Source organism: Ochrobactrum sp. MYb379, assembly GCF_037479515.1.
GTDB lineage: Bacteria > Pseudomonadota > Alphaproteobacteria > Rhizobiales > Rhizobiaceae > Brucella.
This window is the reverse complement of record NZ_JBBGYW010000018.1, coordinates 45,620-65,319: the sequence shown is the minus strand read 5'-3', so window position 1 is coordinate 65,319 and position 19,700 is coordinate 45,620. Positions and strand designations below refer to the sequence as shown.

The window sequence follows — 19,700 nt, the reverse complement described above, 5'->3', positions numbered from 1 at the left end:
GCGCTTGGCAAGGATATCGGCGTGATCACGCCGAGCGCGGCGCTTTCCAGCTTTCCTTATGCAGCGGACGAGACGATGCGCGCATTGCGACATTTCCTGACCAGACCGAAGCATCGCATCTTAGGACGGTTCGGTTTCGTCGATGCTTTCTCTGAAAGCCGCAACTGGTATGTCCGGACCTATCTGGGGATCAATCATGGACCGATCACCATCATGATCGATAATTTCCGCAACGGACTGCTTTGGTATCTGTTCATGAGCGCCTGTGAGGTGCGAACGGGTCTTTTCAGGCTGGGTTTTGATACTCCTCGTCTCTCAGAAGGCGGTAGCAAAGCGTTTAGGCTGCCGGCCCGACGCTCACCGTAACATCCATGGCGACAAAATCCTCCACATTGCCGATATAGCCGCCGACGACAGGCATTATCTGGCGATTGCTGCGGGCGACCGCCACCGGAATGAGGCTTGCCCCGCCGAGACGGCGATGGGTCGGATCGAAAGCGATCCATCCGGCACCGGGCAGATAAACCTCCGCCCAGGCATGGGTCGAACCGGGATTATCGGCATGAATTTGCGGATCAAAGAGATAGCCCGACACGGCGCGGGCGCCAAAACCGAGATGGCGAACCGCCGCGATGAACAGCGCGGCAATGTCCCGACACGAGCCGTTGGCCAATGCCAGCGTGTCCAGCGGTGTTTGTGCCCCTTCGTCGTCGCGGATGCGATACTTTACGGACCCAAGGATGCAGGCGTTGATATCCTTCAGTAGCGAGAGCGTGTCTGTCGGCACACCTTGGACGAAGGCTCGCGCCCATTTCTCCATTTTTCTGGCTGGATCGGCGTGTTCTGGAATACGGAATGCACCCAGATCGGCCATATCGTCGGCGGAGTACTGGAACGGGAACGAATGAGCCTCCGGCGCGATCTGGAATATTGGCCATTCTATAGCCTGCTGCTCAATGATCAAATGACTTGCGATGATGAGTTCGTCGGTCGGCCTAGTGAACCGGGCGGTGGCGATCAGGTTGCCGAACACATCTTGCGTCCAGTGGATTTCCGCAAGCGGAGCCAAGATCAGCGAACTCGCCGATACGGTGATGTCGTGACTGCTGCGCGGGCGCAACATCATACGATGCTGTTGGAGCACGACAGGACGCGCATAACTGTAGGTCGTGGTGTGGTGGACGCTCAGCTTCATCCGGCTCACCGACCGATAGACAAAAACGTAATCATAATGGATGATGCTCTCATATTAAATCCTCAGGGCTATACTGGTCGTAAGCGTTCAGCTTTAGCCATATCTGTCTGTAGAGAACCGATCGTGATTCGGAAGTACACAGGGCATGGCGTCTGTGATCCCATGGCTGTTACATCGTATAGGAAAGAACCGGCTTCTATCGGGAAGGATGCTTTCTTCAAGGATCACGATGCCGGAAGCGACAATCAGCCTGACTGGTGGTCGCATGTCGCGGATGTAATGGGATAGCTTAATTTTATCCATGGCTGCCCACATCTCAATTTCGGTTAACACCAGATCGAGGTCAATTCTCGACTCCAGAATGCCAATGACCTTATCGGCATCGCTGGCCTCAAGTTCCTCGTAGCCCGCATTGCCAATAAACATCTATTTTCCTAATTCTACATGTGGGCAGGGAGTATATCGCCGCAAGGATATAGCGTTTGAAAAGGAGATAAGTTCCTAGGAGAGTGCCGGAATATTAGCGTTGGGATTGCCCGCGTTTCGCTTCACGTAGCCATGCCGATACGGTTGTCCGTGACGGAGAGTGTCCTGTCCACTTCTTGTGATCCGTAAGCGGATATCGATCACGAGCGCGCTGATTAGGAAAGACATGTTTGAGGGTCTTGATTACCAGTTCTGCCACGATAAGTTACAAACTGATAAAAAATTGTCTTCACGGCGCTATCATCGTCCACCACTAACATGGAGAGGCGGTTCGGATGGGCGTTGTTGCAGGGATCACGGATGAGCTGATATGCTGGGCCAGTTTACCTTCTCAGGACACAGTTGATGCCGCATAAGTTTAATGCCAAGCGACGCGACAAGATACCCAAACAGAAGTTCAAGGTAACAAACTGGCCAGTCTATAATAAAAGCCTGCGTCGCCGTGGTGATTTGACCATATCGGCGAGTGAGGCGGCGTTATGTTTGTGGTTTGCGGCACGCAGGAAATCTCGAGGTGGCCAGCCCAAATACTCGGATCTGGCAATTACACTGTGCTTGACCTTGCGCGTTGTCTATCAACTACCACTGCGCCAGACCCAAGGTCTGATGCGCTCTGTCGCGCGGCTGATGGGGATTGATATTGCTGTGCCGGATTTTTCCACTTTGTCACGCCGTGGCAAAGGATTGGTATTGTCTTCCGCAAACCATCACTCCACAAACAGGGAGCCGGTTCATTTGGTGGTCGACAGTACAGGATTAAAGATCTTCGGTGCGGGCGAATGGCTGGAAAACAAGTACAAAGTCAGAGTTAAACGCAAAAAGTGGCGTAAACTTCATCTCGGCCTTGATCTCGCCAGCGGCATGATTATCTGCTCCGATCTGACGACAGATGATGTTGGCGACCCGACAGCTTTGCCCGGCCTTCTGGACCAAGTGGATGACCCCGTTGATACGTTCATTGCCGATGGTGCTTATGATGGAGCGCCAACCCATAATCTTCTGGTGGCACGCTTTGGGGCAAAAGTGAACATCGTTATTCCTCCTCCTAAAACAGCAGTTTCAAGCCCGCAAGCCGCGCTCAATCCCTCAGTCCGAAATCGTCATATAGCCCAGATTAAGACCAAAGGTCGGACCGCCTGGCAGCAATCATCCGGCTACAATCGGCGCAGCCGTGGTGAGACACAAATGGATCGATGGAAGACCGTGATCGGCCAAAAACTCCAAGCGAGGAATTTCGATAACCAGAAAACAGAGGCAAAGATCGGTGTCCGTGTTCTCAACCGGATGACCGAACTTGATCGTCCAGAGTTCCAACGCATCGCATAAATATTCCCTGGGTAGGGTTCACTCGCCTGTTTTCTGATCCATGCAACAAGGCCTTAAAAATGTACCACCAGTCCAAGTATCGGCCCTTTTTGAACCACATCATAAACGAAACCATCGTGACTATAATCGACACCGAGTGCACGGTAGCCTGCAACGGCAGATAGATTTTCCTTGAACTGGTATCCGAATGTTCCGGCAACATCCCAATCCATTTTGGCCTGCCCCCCACCCACAACACCCCAACCACTGAAGTAAAAGTCATTCGTCAGAAAGTACTTACCGCGCATTCCAGCCACAGCATCAACCCATGCAGCGCTGTCGCGCCCGCTGTGCCCGTCGAATAATCCACCATCGAAAGAGATTTCCGTACTCGCGTACCAGACGCGCGCGCCTGCAACCATATCAAGACGGCTTTTACCCTCTTGGAGAAGGCTGTAGCCTCCACCAAAAAAGCCGGAAAACGTCTCAGATTTTATATCAACACTGTTGCTCAACACCCCGTAAGGGGTCCGACCGCCTGCAGAAATTTTTGTATAGATGATATCAGTGAGCAGGCTATAGCTCTCATAATGCCCTTCAATGACACCCATGAACGAGAAGTCGAGTTCTTTGAAGAGGCTTCCGAAGTCAGAATTCATTTTTACGGGCGGCAGCCCAAATTGACCTGCTGTGCCGCTGACGCCTGCAGCCCAGAAGTAAGGACTTGCACTAAACCGCCACCCGTCCGGTTCGACTTCTTGCCCTGCAGTCTGAGACACGGCAGGCTCCACCGGAACATCGGCAGCAATGGCCATATACTGACTACCAATCAATGCAGTCAGCGAAATCACGAAAAGTCTAAAGTGATGCATTGTCCCCCCGAAACTTTGCCTCGGTGATTAGTTGAGGAATGGGTTATCATTGAGTTTGCTGGGACAGCACCTCATCCTCAACAGCACAATCAACAGTTGGACTGTTCGCTGTTTCCAATTCTTTGCGCGCGGCCTGCATATCAGCAAGGAATTCGGGACTGCTGTGTAATTTAGCAACTGTTGCAGCCCCCATAATGCGCCCGGCATCTACATCGCTTTGCCAGTGAGCGTTACAGATCACCCTGCTTTGTCCAAACGATAAGCCGCGCTTGAACAATTCATCCGCGCGCTTTGGATTGACTTCGGCCAATGTGAGCGCCCATGCCCATCCCGCAGCCGTATGCCCCGACGGGTAGGAACCGTCTTGACGCAACACATCTTCTTCGTCTGGCTGACATGTACCTTCGTTGTGCACGACGAAAGGTCGAGTTCTATTATATTTGTTCTTGATGCCATAGGTCGAAAGACCCGCATCAGTAAGAACTCGTTGCATCAAATTATAGAGATGCGGTGTCTTCTCCTCACTAATATCCACTCCCATAGCACATGAGAAATTCTTCGCAGGCTGGGGAAATTGCAAATCAGCATCTGTCCGTGCCTGATCCCAGCGCGCATTTCCGCGTAGTGCGATAGTAGCCTCTCTTGCTGCCTCATCACGTGCCAGTGCAGCACTTCCCTCAGCTGGAGGCGAACCCAGCAAAACAAGACTGTTGGGAAGCTCACTCGACTGCAGATAGCCTGGCGTGAGGTGAAAATGCGGGTCCGTTACTTTTGGGCCAGCGTCATTTTCTGCGATGGCGGAACTCACAGCTTGGCCAGCGAATACGACAGCGGTGAGCAAGGCCATTCGGCCGACCTTCCACAACATTCAAGTGCTCCTAGTTTTATAGTTTCAAGCTGCTCGTAAGCGGATGTCCGTCATAGTTATGTAGATAACGGACACTCCGCGTTTCGCCAGGCGTCGTTTTAGCTGTAAACTTAGCCTTGCCGATGTGAATTAGTTTTGGCGCGGTTCGGCTTCTGGAAATTTCCATTCGCCACTAACAACATTTTGATCTGGCCGATAAAGCCTTACAGTGTAGTTCCAGCCCTCAACAACGGGTAGGCAATTTGGTTTTTTTCCATCACAACCACCAAATTGCGCAGTAACCGATCCGTCCGCATTTTTTGTCGCCGTAAGGTTGTTGATCGAATAGGCATTGTAGTCGTTTTTCTCAAAGAAGCCTTTGGCGTTGTAAACGCTGATCGACCAGAAAGCCTTCACCGGCACGGTCTTTGGCACATTGAGAGTATAGACGGTTTTTCCGTCATTTTTCTCAGGCGTAAAACTTGGATACATTGCGTCTTTTTCTGGAATGCCGCCCCATCCGGAAGCTGTACCAATTAGATGACGGATCGGATCGACCGCACTGCGGGTTCCAAAGGAACCGTTATACGACGTTTGATGTTTTGCTAACGCAAGCAGAGCATTTCGGATTTCTGTCAGGCTCTCGTCATCCCAGTTTGGGATATCGAGCTGGCCCGGCTCCTTCTGGCTGACCTTAATGGCATCCTGGAGTTTATGGACTTCATCAAGATCTTTTGGATCGTTGGGGTCCACCAGTGTGCGGACAGCCACAAAAGCATATCTCGTACCAACGAATTTCTGTGTTAGCGTAACCGGCTTCGTACCATAGGCGACAATTGGCAGGTAGTGATCCTGATCAACGACCATCATCGACATATAGCGCTTGCCCGTCTCAGGTAGAGAGATCGTTACTGGTCCTGCCGCCAGATCAAACACAGCGAACGAATAGAGGGTGTCGCGGTTCATGCGGATAACAGTCTGCTTATCAATCGCCACGGGCTCGCGAGCATGCTTAAACTGGCCCAGCTGGCCTATGTCCTTCACATTGGCCGCAAGGTAATGGTCGGTCTCAGCACGAACGAAACTGTCAACGGTGACCGGCGCTGTGCTACCCAATGTCTCGGCATATGCTCCACCGGACCATGCAACCGAGGCAACTACGAGACTGATCCCAACCGAACGGAACATGGAATACCTCTTCATACAATCATAATAACGATGACGGCGTCCCTTCGCAGAATGCGGCAGGGATCAATCCAGAACGGTCTGCAAATCACTATTTGATCAGCTGACTGAACTCTATCCAGATCGCTTCTAACACTCGCGAACTGCCAGTCTTGCCATTTTGTGACATTTCCATCCGACCTCGTCATTTCGCTATTCAGGAAACATGAATGTCAGGGTCGTGCGCAGTCCCCACTCTGGCGTACCGGCAGGACCATCAGCATAATAACGCCCACCTACCTGAAGGCTCATGGCCTGATCGTTCACCTTGAAAACCTGCGTAGCGCCTAAATTAATTGGAACTGTCCAATGCTCCGCTTGCCAGTCGTAGGTTGAATCCACGCTGAGCGACGTCGATCTTCCCTGGCCGAAATTATAGGAAACAAACGGCTGCAACAGGCTGGCACTCACGTCTTGCCTGCCCGAAGGGCCCGCGACAGACCAAATATGATTACCTAACGCACCGACGGTCCACGCTTTTTCCTGAATAAGTGCTACCGCTGTAGGGCCAAGACCAAATTTCCCGCTACCTAAATAATCGTCGGTCGCCGTAGGAAGAAGAAAAACCGGCCCGACGCCCCATATCAAGCCGCCAGGCCCCGCTTTCTTCGGGGACAAGAAAAAGCTGGCATTTATATCGCCTAAGCCTGAAACGCTGCCACCAGGCATATAATCCCGATAAGCGATTGGTATAATTGTGCGCGAAATAACGTTCCAATCGTCGTTTAAGCTGAATGGAATAACAGGCTGAATGTTGAGACTGTAGGCAAAACCGTCTTTGTTAGACCCAGCCTTAAAGTCGAAGTTATTTTGAAAAGGAACGCTAATGAGACTGGCCAGAGGATTTGCTAATTGTTGTGAAAGATCATCAGCCGACGATTGGGACCACGCCGCGCCAGTATTAAATGCAATAAAGCCCGCGATCGTAATAATCATGGTGCCGCATTGCTTGCACCAACTGAACAGTCCATTTATGCCCTGCATCTTTCCCCCTTTAAACAAACGCTGAATATGCCCTGTATTCGTAAGATGATGCTATGCCGCAGAGCGTGACACGAACCAATGCAAACGACATCTAACCAATCATTGAGGGATTGGCGGACAAGTTGTCTTCAAACGCTTCTAGCAGGGACAGATCATCAGTCTTGCCATTTTGTGCCAACTTTAGTCTGGCGACGGTGCTTCAGGTGAAACACTTATCGCAATCGCGATTGTTCACGAAATTGGCGGGGGGTTACACCGGAAATACGGCGAAATGCTCGCGTGAAGTGGGCTGGGTCAGAATAGCCAGACGCAAATGCGATATCGATGATCTTGGAATCGGATTCACGTAATAAGTTGCTTGAGCGCTCAAATCTCACAGCATCCAAAATATCTGAATACACAAAATCAACATTTGCGAGTTTCCGCTGGAAGGTACGCGCACTGACGCCTGCCATCTCGGCGATCTCAGCAAGCGTGGGAACACCTCCGTCAAGATAAGATGGCAACATCAGTTTGAGAAGTTCCACGATATCATAGCCCGAGGGGCCATCCTCCTGATCCTGCACTGGATGAAATGATCCAGCTAAACGGTTGGAGAGACTAAGGCATGAGATAGGTATGCTGATCCATGCCGCGTGCTGTCCAGACATGAAGCGCACATTTGGCCAGAAGGATTGCGTCGCTTCACTCGGCGTATAGTGCGCTTCAAAAGCCATTACTGGCGGTGTCCAGCTGGGACCAGTAAATTGCCGCACAATATAGATCGAGAAAATATTCTGAAGCCATTGTGCATGCTCCAGGTGCTGAAGTTCTTTTGTTATTGCGAGCTTGCTGCAAACCCGGACATGGTCACTATCGCGTTCGATCCACATGCTCAGGATAGTGTCTTCCCTCGAAGCCTCGGTACAGGCATGCCGCAATGCAACAAGCAATGTCGGGGAGTGTGCGATCAGTGCTCTGGTTTTTTCTCTCAGATGAGAAAAATGCAGCCGCTGGCTGGCTAGGAAACCGAAATCGGTAATGCCCTGAGAGCTTTGGGCCGTTTCGATAAACTGGATTGCAGGCAATACCGGAACATAAAGATCGCGCTTTGTTTCGAAAGAAAATGGTAGCCGAGCTTTCTTCAAAAGCGTGCTCGTAGGCGCACCCAGCTCGTCAAGTATACCCACAAATGGAAGAAGAAACTGGCTACGAGTCAGAGGGATGTTGGCCATTGCATCTCTTCTCCATCTCTAGCTGATGTTTTTCTGGCAAAAAAATAGACGAATTACAACGCCTATATTTCCCGACTGAAAAGGGCGACGAGAAACCATCGACAGGTCCCTGTTCTAAGGCGCCACTCACGCTACCTTATCGCAATGCCGACTGTTGGCCGATTTCAGAAAATCACCGATTTGTTCACCTGACCGACATAGTGTGCAAAACCATTGAATGCAGCCTGATTTTGAACCAGTTTTATATTTAATGCTGATCCGACACAGCACATGTATTCTTTTAAATCCTATGTCTATTTCCGTCCTCGCGTGGGTTAACCCAAATAGAAACCTGGCTCAAAATCAGGCTAAACTCAACAGGTTGTTCAGCGGTTGATGAAACAGGAGAAGCTGATCGTTGCCACGCCAAAGTGGCGGCGATATCGCTCTTATCTGGGAGAAATCAGTCCGGCAACCGAGAACCTTATTAGTCGTAACTTCCAGGCCACAGCCCCAAACGAGAAACGGCTGACTGATATCACGGAGTTCCATATTCCGGCTGGCAAGGTGTATCTCTCACCCATCATCGACTGTTTCGATGGTTTGGTTATCAGCTGGTCACTCGGAACGAGACCAGATGCGGCATTGGTCAACACGATGCTCGATGCCGTAATAGAAACTGTCTCAGGTAGAGATGAGCGGCCAATATTACATTCTGATCGCGGTGCACATTATCGCTGGCCGGGTTGACTATCGAGGATCAGTGATGCGAAGCTGGTGCGCTCAATGTCCCGTAAGGCGTGCTCCCCAGATAACGCTGCATGCGAAGGCTTCTTTGGCAGGCTAAAAACAGAGTTCTTTTATCCCAGCGATTGGAAGAACACTCCACTCGAGCAGTTTATCAAGGAAGTTGATGGCTACATTCGGTGGCACAACGAGAAGCGAATCAAAATATCACTTGGCGCTCGAAGCCCAATCGAATATCGAAACAGTCTTAGCATTGTGACGTAGAGTCCAAGTTTTATCCGCTCATACCATTAATTATATAATTATTTTTTGTTTTTTAGCGTTTCTTTTTTCAATGTTGGAAAGTGACCAAGTGATGGATTTTGCTCCATTTCTTTAACAGCAGACTTATCTTTCTTCGGCTTGCGAATTTCACGATTACCGCGCATTTGGCCTTTAGCCATAATTTGAATCCATCTTGTAATCTGACGCTATTTTCAGATAAAAATTGGTGCTCTCGACACATAATAGGGTGCTGGTTCGAGTTACGCTATACCGTAAGCAGCTGCACTTTCCGGCGGGGGCGATTCATAGAGTTGTTTGGAATGCACGACACCCGTCATGAAGTGCTTTAATACTCTTTGTGACTGTTCCCAGAGAGGACCCGGCAATGGCCGCATCCGTAAGGTTTCATAGCCAGCATTTGAAAGCATTATTTTAAGTAAGCGGTTGTTTGCAGGACTAAAATTTACAGTATTAATGATGGAAAACATCTCGTCATCCTTTCAATTTAGGGGAAAGATATGTGTTTATAAAGCAAAAAATCTTATTTAATTATTCTCTACAATTTAATCATGCACTTTATTCGATACAATCACAATGAAGCAATTAAGGTCACTTGAAGGCAGGATCCTTGTTTAAAAGTAAGATTTCTATCCCATATCCTGTAGTTTTATTCGATAGGACGTCTGGTGAGACTGGTCATATAGCCTGCCTGCGACTGCAAAGATCATCTTACGCGATGCGTCGAATGTAGTCAGTAGCGACGCTTGGGTTGTCGCAATTGCGCCCATTCGTTCCGATGCGCTTTTCTCGATCAGAGATGGAACGGAGATCATACCATCATATCCAATGAAGCGCACGCAGGCCTCAAAATCATTAAAGCTCATGCTGGGGTTCGGAAAGTAAGAGTGTCATTGTAAGAATCCTTTTGCTGTAGCGCCACCTTCATCGTTCCAATTGTCGATGGCGCTGCTAGAGCACGTCCATTGAACGCGGAATCGCGTTGAGGATTCCCTTGGCTGCTGAATTCTGATTCTATCGCTTCGACTGGTGATTTGGTCGGAGGCAATATGACCCGAGCTTTCAGTGATGATTTGCGTAGCCGCGTTCTGGCTGCGTCACGCGTTGGCATGTCGGCGAGATCGGCGGCAGCCAGATTTGGAATTGGCATTTCAACGGCCATCGCCTGGATTGCCAGCGCACGGGCGGGCCAGTTTACGCCTGCTAAGCAGGGCCGACGCGGTGGTTCACGCCTTGGTGCTCACGAGGACTTCATCATCCGCATAATCGAAGAGGAAAAGGATATCACGCTCAACGAGATGGTTCTGCGATTGCGCGAGGACAGAGCCATATCGATCGGCCGTAGCGCGCTTGACGTCTGGCTACGAAAGCGCGGCTAAACTTTCAAAAAAAGGCCGCGCATGCACTGGAGCAGGAGCGTCCTGACCTGCTGAAACGTCGTCAGGATTGGTTCGACGACCAACTCGATCTCGATCCGGCGCGGCTCGTCTTCATCGATGAAACCGGCCTGAGCACGAAGATGTCCCGGCTTCGTGGACGTGCCCCTTGCGGAGATCGATGCCGTTCACCGGTCCCACACGGCCATTGGAAGACGACGACGTTTACCGGAGCCCTCAGGCTATCTGGAATCACGGCACCCATGGTTTTGGACGGCGCGATGAACGGGGTAGCATTCCAGGCCTATGTCCAGCAGGTTCTCATTCCAACCTTGGTGCCGGGCGACATCGTCATCATGGATAATCTGCCTGCACACAAAGCGGAAGGAGTACGTCACGCAATCGAAGACGCCGGATGCCGGTTGCTTTACCTTCCTCCATACAGTCCCGACTTCAACCCCATCGAGAAGGCATTTGCGAAGCTCAAGGCCGTCTTGCGCGCAAAAGCCGAGCGAACGGTCGACGGCTTATGGAATACCGTTGGCCAAATCCTTACGCTGTTCGAACCACAAGAATGCGCCAACTACTTCAAATCGTGCGGATATGACCCCGAGTAAAGCGGACACGCTCTAGTTGATTTTTCATAATAAACGTAACTTTTTAACGCAATACGCAAACGTCTTTCATCATATCTACCTTGCTCAAAACGGGGGAAGAGATAACGCGCAAACTGGCTTTTCAATTCACAAGTAGCACCAGGCTCGTGAACTTCTCTAAGAAGCCGTACAATCATGTTGATATTCGTGAAATCCAGAAAGGTGGAAGACATTATGCCATTCTCAGTTGGGGCCGACGCGTGGTGTTCATTCCCTGGTGCGCAAATACTTTTGGTGCAAATGCGGTGCCATTATCATATAGGATATTGATCCTTCTGCCGATCAATGACGAGGAAGGCGAGAGCGCGAAAATCCTCCGCAAGCGCGTCGCAGGATATTGGCCAGCGAGGTTCATTCTGTCGTTGTTGAGCGTTTTTGAGTTCATTTTGACTGGCAACATGCTCATCATCACGACTGGAGCAGAATTCGCGGCTTATGTTCTCTGCTCTGTCGATGGATTTGTTTTAAATGTTTATATCCTCACTCCCACTTGCCGCTTAGAGCGTCTTTACGAGTTCATCGCTACATGCGGTTGCAAGAGCGGGATCTGGCTGATCTGTTCCAAGCGGTGTCGCCCAGCCAGATTTTTCAATAAGCGACCTGCGCGAGTAAGTCGGCGCTGATTTAAATTCTGCGAGTATACTGGCCGCTGCCGGGTCCGCCTTCGATTTCTCGATGCAATAGGGGGTTAGAGCTAACGCCACCCCGTCTCTGAGAGAGGATGCTATTAGGTTTTGTGAGGTTCCCCCGGTGATCCATCCGCCAACAGTAAAACCGGTGATCATCGTCAAGGCAGCACCAGCTATTGCTCCGCCGACGGCGGGCTTAAGCCAATCCAACTTGTTCATTTGAGTATCCGATCTTTAATGATCGAGAGCGCTTAATTGCGCACTGAAAATCTACCTTATCACTCTTTAAGATAAAGCCTGCATCAATTCTCTCGATCTATATAAAAATTAAAATAAGTATTTAGATACACGTCTCGTGTAGAAAGTCATTTTCATAAATAAAAATCATTGATATTTATCGCTATTTTATTATTTAAAAGATATTTAACTGAATTAAGATGCAACAATAATCACTTTAATTGAAACTTAAAAAATAATAAATATAAATAATTTACGATATTTTCTTGCCGAGTTTTGCATATTACGCGTTTAGCACCGTGCCATGAACGAACCTTCCCGTTAAAAAATCGTCTTATCAATCCTCACTCTTCTGCGGGCGAGGGGTGACTGAAAGTCAGTCCCGATCATTTCGCGAGTGCTCTTTCAAACTCGGCCACAATCGCCTTGATCAGTTTTCCCGTGATCCTGCCCTTCTGCCAGAGCGCAGTCATCTCCACGCGTGACGGCTCCCAGTCCGGCAACACCCGCACGAGCCTGCCCGCAGTCATCTCTGCATCGATCATGAAGTTCGGCAGGTTGGCGATGCCGAGACCCGCAAGGACGGCATCAATCAGGAGCGACTGTCGGTTCGCTGCAAATCCAACCTTGGGATGTGCCGTCGCGGTCTGTCCCTCCGAGTTGCTCAACTCCCATTCCACCAGATCGCGGCGAATGGACACTGCGGGCACATTCGCGAGATCTTCAGGTCGTTTGATATTCGCATGGCCCGCTAGGAAGGCGGGACTCGCTACCAAGGTTCTCGGCAAACTAGCGATCTTTTTAGACATCAGACCGGAATCGGCGAGGGCGCCCATCCTGATAACTAGGTCATAGCTTTCCTCAATAAGCGATACACGGCGGTCTGCGAGGGTCATCTCGATGATAACTTCAGGAAACCTCGTCTTGAAGCTGATCAGGGCGGGAGCGAGGATCTCAGTCGCCAGGTCTGGTGGCAACGACATCTTCACAGTGCCAGACAGCGCAACCCTCTTGTCCTGAACGTCAGCCACGGCCTCTTCGGCGAGCATGAATACGTCGCGGCTTCGGTCGAAGAGTTGCTGACAGTGTTCGGCCAGAACGACACCCCTTCTTGGTCCTACGGATGAGGCGAACATTCAGTTTGTCTTCAAGTGCGGAGAGCCGTCGAGAGAGCGCCGCCTTGGAAATACCCGTAGAACGTTCCGCCGCCGCGAGTCCCCCCGCCTGAGCGACACGAACAAAAAGAGCAAGTCCGTCAAAGTCATCAAATGTTTTCATGTTTCATAAATGGAACATAAGGTTGACGTTTTTCAAGTCTGCCAGAGCCTGTGTTTCAGGAATATCTTCTGTTCAAGCGATCAAGCTTGATAACACATAGGAGATTATGCCATGTCCAAGCTGTTTACCGCCGAAAATTCAGCCCTCCTGCTCATCGACCATCAGGTCGGCACGATGCAGCTTATCAAGAACATCGATGTCGCACAGGCCAAGCGCATGTCGCTGGCACTGGCCAAGGCCGCAAGCATTCTCGGCATCCCTACCATCCTCACATCCAGCCAGGAAGATCGTCTGCAGGGACCTCTTCTGCCTGAACTCCAGGAAATCCTTCCAATCGAATTCGAGAACCGGGTTAAGCGCGAAGGCATCGTCAACGCCTGGACGGATACCAACTTCAAGGCCGCTGTCGAAGCCACTGGTCGCAAGAACCTGATCATGGCGGGTGTCACCACTGACGTGTGCCTCGTGTTCCCGGCGATTGATGCCCTCGGCGAAGGCTACAACGTGCAGGCCGTCATGGATGCTTCCGGTTCGCCCTATGAGCTGTCGGAAGACATATCCCGCCGCCGCATGCAGGACGCAGGTGTGATCCTGACCGCCACCAACACCATAATCGCGGAACTCTCGCGGAACCGGGGCTCCGAAAACGGTCAGAAGCTGATCCAGCTCCTGTCCACGGAAGTGCTCTCGCCAATTGGCGACTAACCAAAATGCGCCCGCTGCAGATAAGGAGAAACGAAATGAATATCAGGGTGCCTTCGATCACCGGAACAGGGGGCGTACCGCCTGAAACCCATCAGCAGCGGGCGCATGGTCCCTTCCAGCTCCGCCGCATCCGTCCAGGCATCACGCTCGGACAGCCGGGTGATCCCGGCTTTGGCGGACTCGGCACCATTGATCACGCCAAGTTGCAATCTGGCCTTGTGGTGCGGATGCACGAGCATCGCAACGACGAGATCATCAGCTACATGCGCGCCGGCCAGATGCGCCACACGGACTCCGGTGGGCACAGCGAAGGGCTGTGTCGCAAAATTTTGAGCCGATTAAATGCGGCCTTATCTCTCTGGACGCACTTATGCTGCGAGCTCCGCAAAGACCTCGAATGGCGAGCGATTGTCATTTGCAAATTGCTTCTTGCGGATCATATGCGCAACTTCGATGCCCGCGATTGTCGCTGATGCTGAATGCAACGCTGTGAAACCCATCATCGGCTTGGTGATCCGCTTGATGAACCGATGGTCTTGTTCAAGAATGTTGTTGAGATATCTGACCTGAAGAATTTTGATCAGTTCGCTTGCACCTGTGATCTTCAGGATGTTGTTGACAGCCTGCGCTCCCGCCAGATTGGCTCGACTTTTATCAATGACTATTTTGTTTGGAACACCATTGCTTGCTATGGTTTTCTTAAAGAAATGCCTTGCAGTACCGAGATTTCGCCGCTCGGAGAGCATGAAATCGAGCGTTTGCCCGTCACGAACAACGGCCCGATATAAATACGTCCATTTTCCTTTGACCTTGATATAGGTCTCGTCAACACGCCAGGATCCAAGCGTTGGGCGTTTACGTTTCTGGGCTTGCTCTGCAATCTGGGGGGCGTAACGTACTACCCAGCGGTTCAGGGTTGCATGGTCAACGTTGACACCCCGCTCAACCATGATCTCCTCGAGGTCACGATAGGAAACCGAATATCGGACGTCGAAGAAAACGGCATAGAGGATCACACTTTTGGGGAAATGAGCTCCTTGGAAATCAATCGCCACCCCCGTTCGCCTCACTAAACTATGTCGCTCAGAGTAACATAGCTCAGAAGAAATGAATTTTTTGCGACAAAGCCAGTCCTTCGGCTCATGCCGTCGTGATGAAAATAACGGGGCTGATCGGATGGGAGCGACGTCTCCCAGGATGACAGCCATGAGCCCGCTTCCCATTCCAAATTCTTGAGGGGAACGTATGGCGGTTGGCGCATCGGCAAGCTCAGCCATTCCTCGATGCTGTCCTCCAGTTTTCGGTTACTGGGGCCGCCAGGATCGCGGCCCGCTCGCCAATCGTGATCCGAATGTGCATCGCGACAAAGGGACTCAACGCATTTTGGCCAGTGACATGTCTGCCGGGTCGTGTTTCTTCAATAGCCACACAGAAGCATCTTGGGCTGATCGCAGAGATGCTGGAACTGTCGTATCCTTGGCGTCAGCAATCTCAAGGTGGGTGCCGATTCTGGCCAGATCCGTCGCCAGCCACGGATCTGCTTGTGCTATGTAGCGGTTTACGCGCAGGACATCAGGCATGCCACGCAAACCCTCTGCATCTGTCCACGCTGTCAATAGCACCTCTCTCAACGATTTAGGCTTATCGATCGCCGAGAACGTCAGCCAACGGATCGGCAACCCGGCGACTGTGACGCCATATAGTATAATAGGATCCAGCCCGCGTTGTTTTGCATCCGCCAGACTTATCGGATCGCGAACAGCCACAATGCCGTGTTGAGGATGGTGAAATAGTAATTTAGCGATCGAAACGTAGAAATGATGTTCCCGGTTTGGCTGTTGTCTCTCATTGCTCATGGCTGCTCTCATAATCATGAAATCAATGCCGGCATCCTACGATTTCGAGGCCCAACACAAAAGTATTTCCTAACTGCAAACGGGGATTGTTCGCGCCTCATAGGCTTATGTCGTCAAGGCGATTGACGATCGGGAGAGTGCTGGTCACCACTGAAAACGGCCGCCGTGGTTTGTGACCAGTAAATCGAGGGCTTTCAGTCATTTGAAGAATATAACAGATCACTCGACGGTTCGTATCCCATCAAGATATTTTATTTTTGTGGATCTATCTCCGTCCAATCAGGAAGGCCAGTGGGCTGTGATGTTAAGGGAGGAGATAGTCCAATGAATCATATTCTTTACGCAGGCAAATAGATTTCCCGTACGCGGCTATCACCAGCCAATCGTTCAGCCGGACCGGATACGTGAATTTGGCCATGCTCGAAAGCATAGACATAATCGGCAATCTCCAGTGAAAGGTCGACATTCTGTTCGACGAGAACAATCGATACACCTGCCTCAGCGAGTTTGATGATGATCTCAAAAATCTGATGAATGATTATAGGTGCCAAGCCCAGCGAAGGTTCATCCAAAAGCAACAGTTCTGGGCTGCCCATCAACGATCTTGCAATTGCTACCATTTGCTGTTGCCCGCCTGACAACCGCCCTGCTTGACTTTTCCTTCGCTCTGCCAGAACAGGGAACAGCGAGTACACATGGTCGAACAATTCAGCTTCTGTCTTACCACGCCCTTCTAAGTAACCAGCCATCAGATTTTCTTCGATGGTGAGGTGCTGGAAGACGGCGCGGCCTTCCGGACAGTGGCCAAGACCGCGCTTTGCGATCTGATAAGGCTTCATACGATCGATGCGTTCGCCCTTGAAGCTGATTTGTCCCGCTGAAATCGGGCAAACACCGCTTATGGAGCGCAAAAGTGTGCTTTTGCCCGCGCCGTTCGGGCCGATCAGAGAAACAATTTCGCCTGCATGCAGCTCAAGATTGATGCCATGCAAGACTTTCACCCGACCGTAACCGGACTCGATTTGCTCGATTGCGAGCAGCGGTTTCGATGTCACTGATTGCACCTGGCTGGCCAAGATAAGCCTCCTGAACTTGCTGATTATTGCGGATGTCGGAAGGCGTTCCATGCGCCAATACACTACCGCGGTTCATCACATAGATTTCGTCTGAGATGGACATAATGAGTTTCATGTCATGCTCAATGAGTACGACGGCGATATCGCCGGATTTTAGATCAACAATATGATGCTTGAGTTCTTCTGTTTCGCCGTGATTGAGACCAGCAGCGGGTTCGTCCAGAAGAATAGCATGGGGATCATTGACCATTGCGCGAGCAAGTTCGACCAACTTTTGCTGACCGTAGGCCAGCGATCCGGCGAGTCTTTGTGCATGATGCGCAATGCCCAACTTTTCCAGAATAGCGTGGCACTTATCCCGTCGATGGCGTTCTGCACTTCTGCCGGGCAGGGCGTCTGCGATAAGTGCTGAAATGGTTCGGGGAACCAGTGCTACTTCAAGATTTTGCATCACGGTCATGCCGTCGAACAGGCGAATATTCTGGTAAGTTCGGCCCAGACCAGCATGAGCCACAGCGTGCTTGGGAAGCCGTTGTAGTTCAACACCGTTAAGAACAATTCGTCCTGATGTCACCTGATAGGACCCAGCTGCCATATTAACGAGAGTGGATTTTCCCGCACCATTTGGACCGATAATTGAGGTGATTTTACCAGGCTTCATGGTGAGTGAAGCGTAATCGACTGCTTTATGTGCACCAAAGGCTTTGGTTACGTGTTCAAAGGTTAGCATCAGCGCCTCCCAAGTTTCGCAGCGAGCCATGAAGGGCCGTATTGGCGGCTGATAATACCCATTGGACGCATCAGAATGACGGAGACGAGCGCTATGCCAAAAACGAGTTGGCGATAGTCGGCGTAGTCACGCATTAATTCCGGGATAAGCACAAGAATGGCTGCACCAAGCATTGCCCCGAAGGGGTTTCCTAGCCCGCCGACAACCAACACCAGTACAATGGTGAGCGACTCCCAGAAGGTGAAGCTTTCCGGGCTGACGAAGCGTTGCATGGATGCAAACACAACACCACAGATACCTCCGATCACTGCACTAGTAGCAAAAGCTACGAGCTTGACCTTTGTTGTATTGATCCCGCAGCCACGAGCGGCATCCTGATCTTCACGTACTGCTGACAAAGCAATTCCAAGAGCGCTTTGTTGTAACTTCCAGACAAAGAGGAATGTGATGATCAGCAGGCCGGTCAGAAGGTAGAGGAAATCGAGGGGTGATGAGATTGTCCAGCCGAGGAGCCTCGGCTCGTCAATGCGCGCGATGCCCTGTGGTCCATTCGTCAACCAGTCCAGATTATTCATCAAAACACGGATGATTTCGCCGAAGCCAAGTGTAACAATTGCCAGATAGTCGCCGCGCAATCGCAGCACCGGAATGCCGAGCAGGATACCCGCAATGCCAGCCATTACAGCGCCAATCACAAGAATAACTGGAAAGGGCAGGTGCAACCCCAACTGGTCGGACGCCAACAGTGCATATGTATAGGCGCCGATTGCGTAAAAGGCGACATAGCCCAGATCGAGCAGTCCGGCATAACCAACGACGATATTCAGCCCCATTGCCAGAACTGCATAAAGCAGGATCGTATCGAGCACGCGCAATGGATAGGTCGGCAGAAATTGGCCGAGAATGATGAGCGCAAGCGGGAATATTGCAAGCAGCAACATGGTTCGCCCCAGGGCGCTGCGCGTTGGTGCTGGAGCGCTATCTGCGCTCGGGGGAGGAGCTTTAGAAGTCACTTTTGTACACCATCGTTTCTTCACTGACCTTGTCGCCCAGTAGGCCGGACGGACGGAACAGAAGGATGAGAACAAGAACGGAGAAAGCGAAGATATCGCGATATTCCGTGCCGATGACGCCACCGGTCAGACCCGGCAGGAGAGCAGTTGCAAAGGTTTCGATGAAGCCGAGCAAGATACCGCCCAGCATCGCACCGGGGATAGAGCCTATGCCGCCGAGAATAGCTGCGGTGAAGGCCTTCATGCCGATCACAAAACCCATCGTAAAAGTCGCAACACCATAATATGAGGCATAAAGCAGACCTGCGACTGCGCCGAGACCGGGTCCAATAAAGAAGATAACAGAGATTGGAATATTCGGATTAATGCCGATCAGCGATGCTGTATTGGCATTTTCTGCGACGGCACGAATACGGATACCCATGCGGCTGCGATTGACGAACAGTTCCAGCGCAACCATCAAAATAAGCGCGATTGCGAGGATCGTAATCTGCTTCCAAGTAATGATGATGCCGCCGATTTCGATTACGCCGCTTGGCAGCATTGATGGATAAATGATCGGACGGCGTCCGGCGATAAGCATGACGACATTCTGGATAATGATAGCCATTCCAAGTGCCGAAAGCATCGGGGCGAGGCGGGATTTATTGCGCAAAGGTCTGTATGCGGCGACTTCAATCGACATACCCAGAACGCCGATGATGACAAACGTGAGAATGCCGACAATGACGGCTGCACCCGGAAAACCGGCAATTCCCAGCGAACCACTGAGAAATACTGCCACGAATGCGCCTGACATGAACATTTCGCTATGCGCGAAATTGATCAAGCGTAAAACGCCGTAAACCATCGTATAGCCTAGCGCGATAAGGGCGTAGATTGAGCCGACTGTCAGTGCATTGACCGTCTGCTGGAGGAGGAAGGAAGACATCTGCGAAGCCTCGATTGCCGAGGCGCGCCTAGGAAAAAAGCAAAGCACAGCTATGCCCCGGGGATCCAAGCGCACCAT

General features: G+C 51.1%; 23 protein-coding genes and 2 pseudogenes. 5 read left to right on the top strand and 20 right to left on the bottom strand.

The genetic code is table 11. From position 1 onward, the window contains the following. The first annotated feature begins 21 nt into the window (after positions 1 to 21). Positions 22 to 366, top strand: a complete 345-nt coding sequence (locus WH356_RS21295) for a glucoamylase family protein (protein ID WP_339514428.1) — start codon at positions 22 to 24, stop codon at positions 364 to 366. On the opposite strand, the gene WH356_RS21290 is transcribed toward WH356_RS21295, so the two are convergent. Together WH356_RS21290 and WH356_RS21285 are read right to left on the bottom strand one after the other, a co-directional pair. Further along, positions 338 to 1,195: a transglutaminase family protein gene (locus WH356_RS21290; protein ID WP_339514426.1), complete on the bottom strand. Its 858-nt coding sequence runs from the start codon at positions 1,193 to 1,195 to the stop codon at positions 338 to 340. The genes WH356_RS21295 and WH356_RS21290 overlap by 29 nt on opposite strands. 93 nt (positions 1,196 to 1,288) lie before the next feature. Next, positions 1,289 to 1,621, bottom strand: coding sequence for a response regulator (locus WH356_RS21285; RefSeq protein ID WP_339514424.1), 333 nt, complete (start codon positions 1,619 to 1,621; stop codon positions 1,289 to 1,291). Positions 1,622 to 2,026: 405 nt separating this feature from the next. Here WH356_RS21285 and WH356_RS21280 point away from each other — a divergent pair, with 405 nt between their 5' ends. After that, positions 2,027 to 3,007, top strand: coding sequence for an IS5 family transposase (locus WH356_RS21280; protein WP_339514422.1), 981 nt, complete (start codon positions 2,027 to 2,029; stop codon positions 3,005 to 3,007). 53 nt (positions 3,008 to 3,060) lie between these two features. Here the strand turns inward: WH356_RS21280 and WH356_RS21275 are convergent, their stop codons facing one another. The 5 genes from WH356_RS21275 to WH356_RS21255 all read right to left on the bottom strand — a co-directional run bounded on the left by WH356_RS21275 (position 3,061) and on the right by WH356_RS21255 (position 8,127). Further along, positions 3,061 to 3,858, bottom strand: a complete 798-nt coding sequence (locus WH356_RS21275) for a hypothetical protein (protein WP_339514420.1) — start codon at positions 3,856 to 3,858, stop codon at positions 3,061 to 3,063. 46 nt (positions 3,859 to 3,904) lie between these two features. Next, positions 3,905 to 4,726, bottom strand: coding sequence for an acid phosphatase (locus tag WH356_RS21270; RefSeq protein ID WP_339514418.1), 822 nt, complete (start codon positions 4,724 to 4,726; stop codon positions 3,905 to 3,907). 129 nt (positions 4,727 to 4,855) lie between these two features. Next, on the bottom strand, positions 4,856 to 5,893 hold the full coding sequence (locus WH356_RS21265; RefSeq protein ID WP_339514416.1) for a DUF1254 domain-containing protein: 1,038 nt from the start codon (positions 5,891 to 5,893) through the stop codon (positions 4,856 to 4,858). A gap of 189 nt (positions 5,894 to 6,082) precedes the next feature. After that, positions 6,083 to 6,913 carry a transporter gene (locus WH356_RS21260; protein ID WP_339514414.1) on the bottom strand — a complete coding sequence of 277 codons (831 nt, stop codon included), beginning with the start codon at positions 6,911 to 6,913 and terminating at the stop codon, positions 6,083 to 6,085. Positions 6,914 to 7,125: 212 nt separating this feature from the next. Beyond that, complete coding sequence (locus WH356_RS21255; protein WP_339514412.1) at positions 7,126 to 8,127, bottom strand: helix-turn-helix transcriptional regulator; 1,002 nt, start codon at positions 8,125 to 8,127, stop codon at positions 7,126 to 7,128. Between the two features lie 351 nt (positions 8,128 to 8,478). Between WH356_RS21255 and WH356_RS21250 the strand changes: the two are divergent. After that, a pseudogene (locus WH356_RS21250) lies at positions 8,479 to 9,117 on the top strand (IS3 family transposase); the annotation flags it as partial. A 38-nt stretch (positions 9,118 to 9,155) separates the two neighbouring features. On the opposite strand, the gene WH356_RS21245 reads toward WH356_RS21250, so the two are convergent. The 3 genes and pseudogenes from WH356_RS21245 to WH356_RS21235 all read right to left on the bottom strand — a co-directional run. Then, entirely contained in the window at positions 9,156 to 9,296 is a 141-nt protein-coding gene (locus WH356_RS21245) for a hypothetical protein (RefSeq protein ID WP_339514410.1), read from the bottom strand. Between the two features lie 81 nt (positions 9,297 to 9,377). Beyond that, on the bottom strand, positions 9,378 to 9,605 hold the full coding sequence (locus WH356_RS21240; protein ID WP_339514408.1) for a hypothetical protein: 228 nt from the start codon (positions 9,603 to 9,605) through the stop codon (positions 9,378 to 9,380). 159 nt (positions 9,606 to 9,764) lie between these two features. Further along, positions 9,765 to 10,004 (bottom strand): annotated as a pseudogene (locus WH356_RS21235) (DUF1488 family protein); the annotation flags it as partial. A gap of 180 nt (positions 10,005 to 10,184) precedes the next feature. Here WH356_RS21235 and WH356_RS21230 point away from each other — a divergent pair. After that, positions 10,185 to 11,128 (top strand): IS630 family transposase gene (locus WH356_RS21230; RefSeq protein WP_339514406.1). Its coding sequence is split into 2 segments (ribosomal slippage): positions 10,185 to 10,509 and positions 10,509 to 11,128, totalling 945 coding nucleotides; the frame shifts between segments, so codons are not numbered across the junction. A 536-nt stretch (positions 11,129 to 11,664) separates the two neighbouring features. Here the strand turns inward: WH356_RS21230 and WH356_RS21225 are convergent. The 3 genes from WH356_RS21225 to WH356_RS21215 form a co-directional block, all read right to left on the bottom strand. Further along, on the bottom strand, positions 11,665 to 12,015 hold the full coding sequence (locus tag WH356_RS21225; RefSeq protein ID WP_339514404.1) for a hypothetical protein: 351 nt from the start codon (positions 12,013 to 12,015) through the stop codon (positions 11,665 to 11,667). A 404-nt stretch (positions 12,016 to 12,419) separates the two neighbouring features. Continuing rightward, positions 12,420 to 13,169, bottom strand: coding sequence for a substrate binding domain-containing protein (locus WH356_RS21220; RefSeq protein WP_339514402.1), 750 nt, complete (start codon positions 13,167 to 13,169; stop codon positions 12,420 to 12,422). Beyond that, positions 13,057 to 13,311 (bottom strand): LysR family transcriptional regulator, encoded by a 255-nt coding sequence (locus tag WH356_RS21215; RefSeq protein ID WP_339514400.1) that lies wholly within the window; start codon positions 13,309 to 13,311, stop codon positions 13,057 to 13,059. The genes WH356_RS21220 and WH356_RS21215 overlap by 113 nt, the downstream gene beginning before the upstream one ends. A 111-nt stretch (positions 13,312 to 13,422) precedes the next feature. On the opposite strand from WH356_RS21215, the gene WH356_RS21210 reads away from it, so the two are divergent. After that, complete coding sequence (locus WH356_RS21210) at positions 13,423 to 14,016, top strand: isochorismatase family protein (RefSeq protein WP_339514398.1); 594 nt, start codon at positions 13,423 to 13,425, stop codon at positions 14,014 to 14,016. Here WH356_RS21210 and WH356_RS21205 read toward each other — a convergent pair. The 7 genes from WH356_RS21205 to WH356_RS21175 form a co-directional block, all read right to left on the bottom strand. After that, positions 14,013 to 14,303 carry a hypothetical protein gene (locus WH356_RS21205; protein ID WP_339514396.1) on the bottom strand — a complete coding sequence of 97 codons (291 nt, stop codon included), beginning with the start codon at positions 14,301 to 14,303 and terminating at the stop codon, positions 14,013 to 14,015. The two genes, WH356_RS21210 and WH356_RS21205, sit on opposite strands and share 4 nt — an antisense overlap. A gap of 81 nt (positions 14,304 to 14,384) precedes the next feature. Then, complete coding sequence (locus tag WH356_RS21200) at positions 14,385 to 15,071, bottom strand: IS6 family transposase (RefSeq protein WP_339514470.1); 687 nt, start codon at positions 15,069 to 15,071, stop codon at positions 14,385 to 14,387. Between the two features lie 318 nt (positions 15,072 to 15,389). Next, positions 15,390 to 15,872 (bottom strand): hypothetical protein, encoded by a 483-nt coding sequence (locus WH356_RS21195; RefSeq protein ID WP_339514394.1) that lies wholly within the window; start codon positions 15,870 to 15,872, stop codon positions 15,390 to 15,392. A gap of 338 nt (positions 15,873 to 16,210) precedes the next feature. Then, entirely contained in the window at positions 16,211 to 16,912 is a 702-nt protein-coding gene (locus WH356_RS21190) for an ABC transporter ATP-binding protein (RefSeq protein ID WP_339514468.1), read from the bottom strand. Next, complete coding sequence (locus WH356_RS21185) at positions 16,845 to 17,678, bottom strand: ABC transporter ATP-binding protein (RefSeq protein ID WP_339514392.1); 834 nt, start codon at positions 17,676 to 17,678, stop codon at positions 16,845 to 16,847. The genes WH356_RS21190 and WH356_RS21185 overlap by 68 nt, the downstream gene beginning before the upstream one ends. Then, a complete protein-coding gene (locus tag WH356_RS21180; protein WP_339514390.1) occupies positions 17,678 to 18,619 on the bottom strand; it encodes a branched-chain amino acid ABC transporter permease in 942 nt (313 codons plus the stop codon). The genes WH356_RS21185 and WH356_RS21180 overlap by 1 nt, the downstream gene beginning before the upstream one ends. Positions 18,620 to 18,680: 61 nt before the next feature. After that, positions 18,681 to 19,622 carry a branched-chain amino acid ABC transporter permease gene (locus WH356_RS21175; protein WP_339514388.1) on the bottom strand — a complete coding sequence of 314 codons (942 nt, stop codon included), beginning with the start codon at positions 19,620 to 19,622 and terminating at the stop codon, positions 18,681 to 18,683. Positions 19,623 to 19,700: the final 78 nt, after the last annotated feature.

Excerpts from the sequence above, each read along its gene's own strand:
- WH356_RS21255 (WP_339514412.1), bottom strand. The coding sequence starts at position 8,127 with ATGGCCAACATCCCTCTGACTCGTAGCCAGTTTCTTCTTCCATTTGTG.
- WH356_RS21220 (WP_339514402.1), bottom strand. The coding sequence starts at position 13,169 with ATGTTCGCCTCATCCGTAGGACCAAGAAGGGGTGTCGTTCTGGCCGAA.
- WH356_RS21290 (WP_339514426.1), bottom strand. The coding sequence starts at position 1,195 with ATGAAGCTGAGCGTCCACCACACCACGACCTACAGTTATGCGCGTCCT.
- WH356_RS21195 (WP_339514394.1), bottom strand. The coding sequence starts at position 15,872 with ATGAGCAATGAGAGACAACAGCCAAACCGGGAACATCATTTCTACGTT.
- WH356_RS21280 (WP_339514422.1), top strand. The coding sequence starts at position 2,027 with ATGCCGCATAAGTTTAATGCCAAGCGACGCGACAAGATACCCAAACAG.
- WH356_RS21215 (WP_339514400.1), bottom strand. The coding sequence starts at position 13,311 with ATGAAAACATTTGATGACTTTGACGGACTTGCTCTTTTTGTTCGTGTC.
- WH356_RS21180 (WP_339514390.1), bottom strand. The coding sequence starts at position 18,619 with ATGTTGCTGCTTGCAATATTCCCGCTTGCGCTCATCATTCTCGGCCAA.
- WH356_RS21275 (WP_339514420.1), bottom strand. The coding sequence starts at position 3,858 with ATGCATCACTTTAGACTTTTCGTGATTTCGCTGACTGCATTGATTGGT.
- WH356_RS21265 (WP_339514416.1), bottom strand. The coding sequence starts at position 5,893 with ATGTTCCGTTCGGTTGGGATCAGTCTCGTAGTTGCCTCGGTTGCATGG.
- WH356_RS21245 (WP_339514410.1), bottom strand. The coding sequence starts at position 9,296 with ATGGCTAAAGGCCAAATGCGCGGTAATCGTGAAATTCGCAAGCCGAAG.
- WH356_RS21240 (WP_339514408.1), bottom strand. The coding sequence starts at position 9,605 with ATGTTTTCCATCATTAATACTGTAAATTTTAGTCCTGCAAACAACCGC.
- WH356_RS21175 (WP_339514388.1), bottom strand. The coding sequence starts at position 19,622 with ATGTCTTCCTTCCTCCTCCAGCAGACGGTCAATGCACTGACAGTCGGC.
- WH356_RS21260 (WP_339514414.1), bottom strand. The coding sequence starts at position 6,913 with ATGCAGGGCATAAATGGACTGTTCAGTTGGTGCAAGCAATGCGGCACC.
- WH356_RS21225 (WP_339514404.1), bottom strand. The coding sequence starts at position 12,015 with ATGAACAAGTTGGATTGGCTTAAGCCCGCCGTCGGCGGAGCAATAGCT.
- WH356_RS21210 (WP_339514398.1), top strand. The coding sequence starts at position 13,423 with ATGTCCAAGCTGTTTACCGCCGAAAATTCAGCCCTCCTGCTCATCGAC.
- WH356_RS21285 (WP_339514424.1), bottom strand. The coding sequence starts at position 1,621 with ATGTTTATTGGCAATGCGGGCTACGAGGAACTTGAGGCCAGCGATGCC.
- WH356_RS21270 (WP_339514418.1), bottom strand. The coding sequence starts at position 4,726 with ATGTTGTGGAAGGTCGGCCGAATGGCCTTGCTCACCGCTGTCGTATTC.
- WH356_RS21185 (WP_339514392.1), bottom strand. The coding sequence starts at position 17,678 with ATGCTAACCTTTGAACACGTAACCAAAGCCTTTGGTGCACATAAAGCA.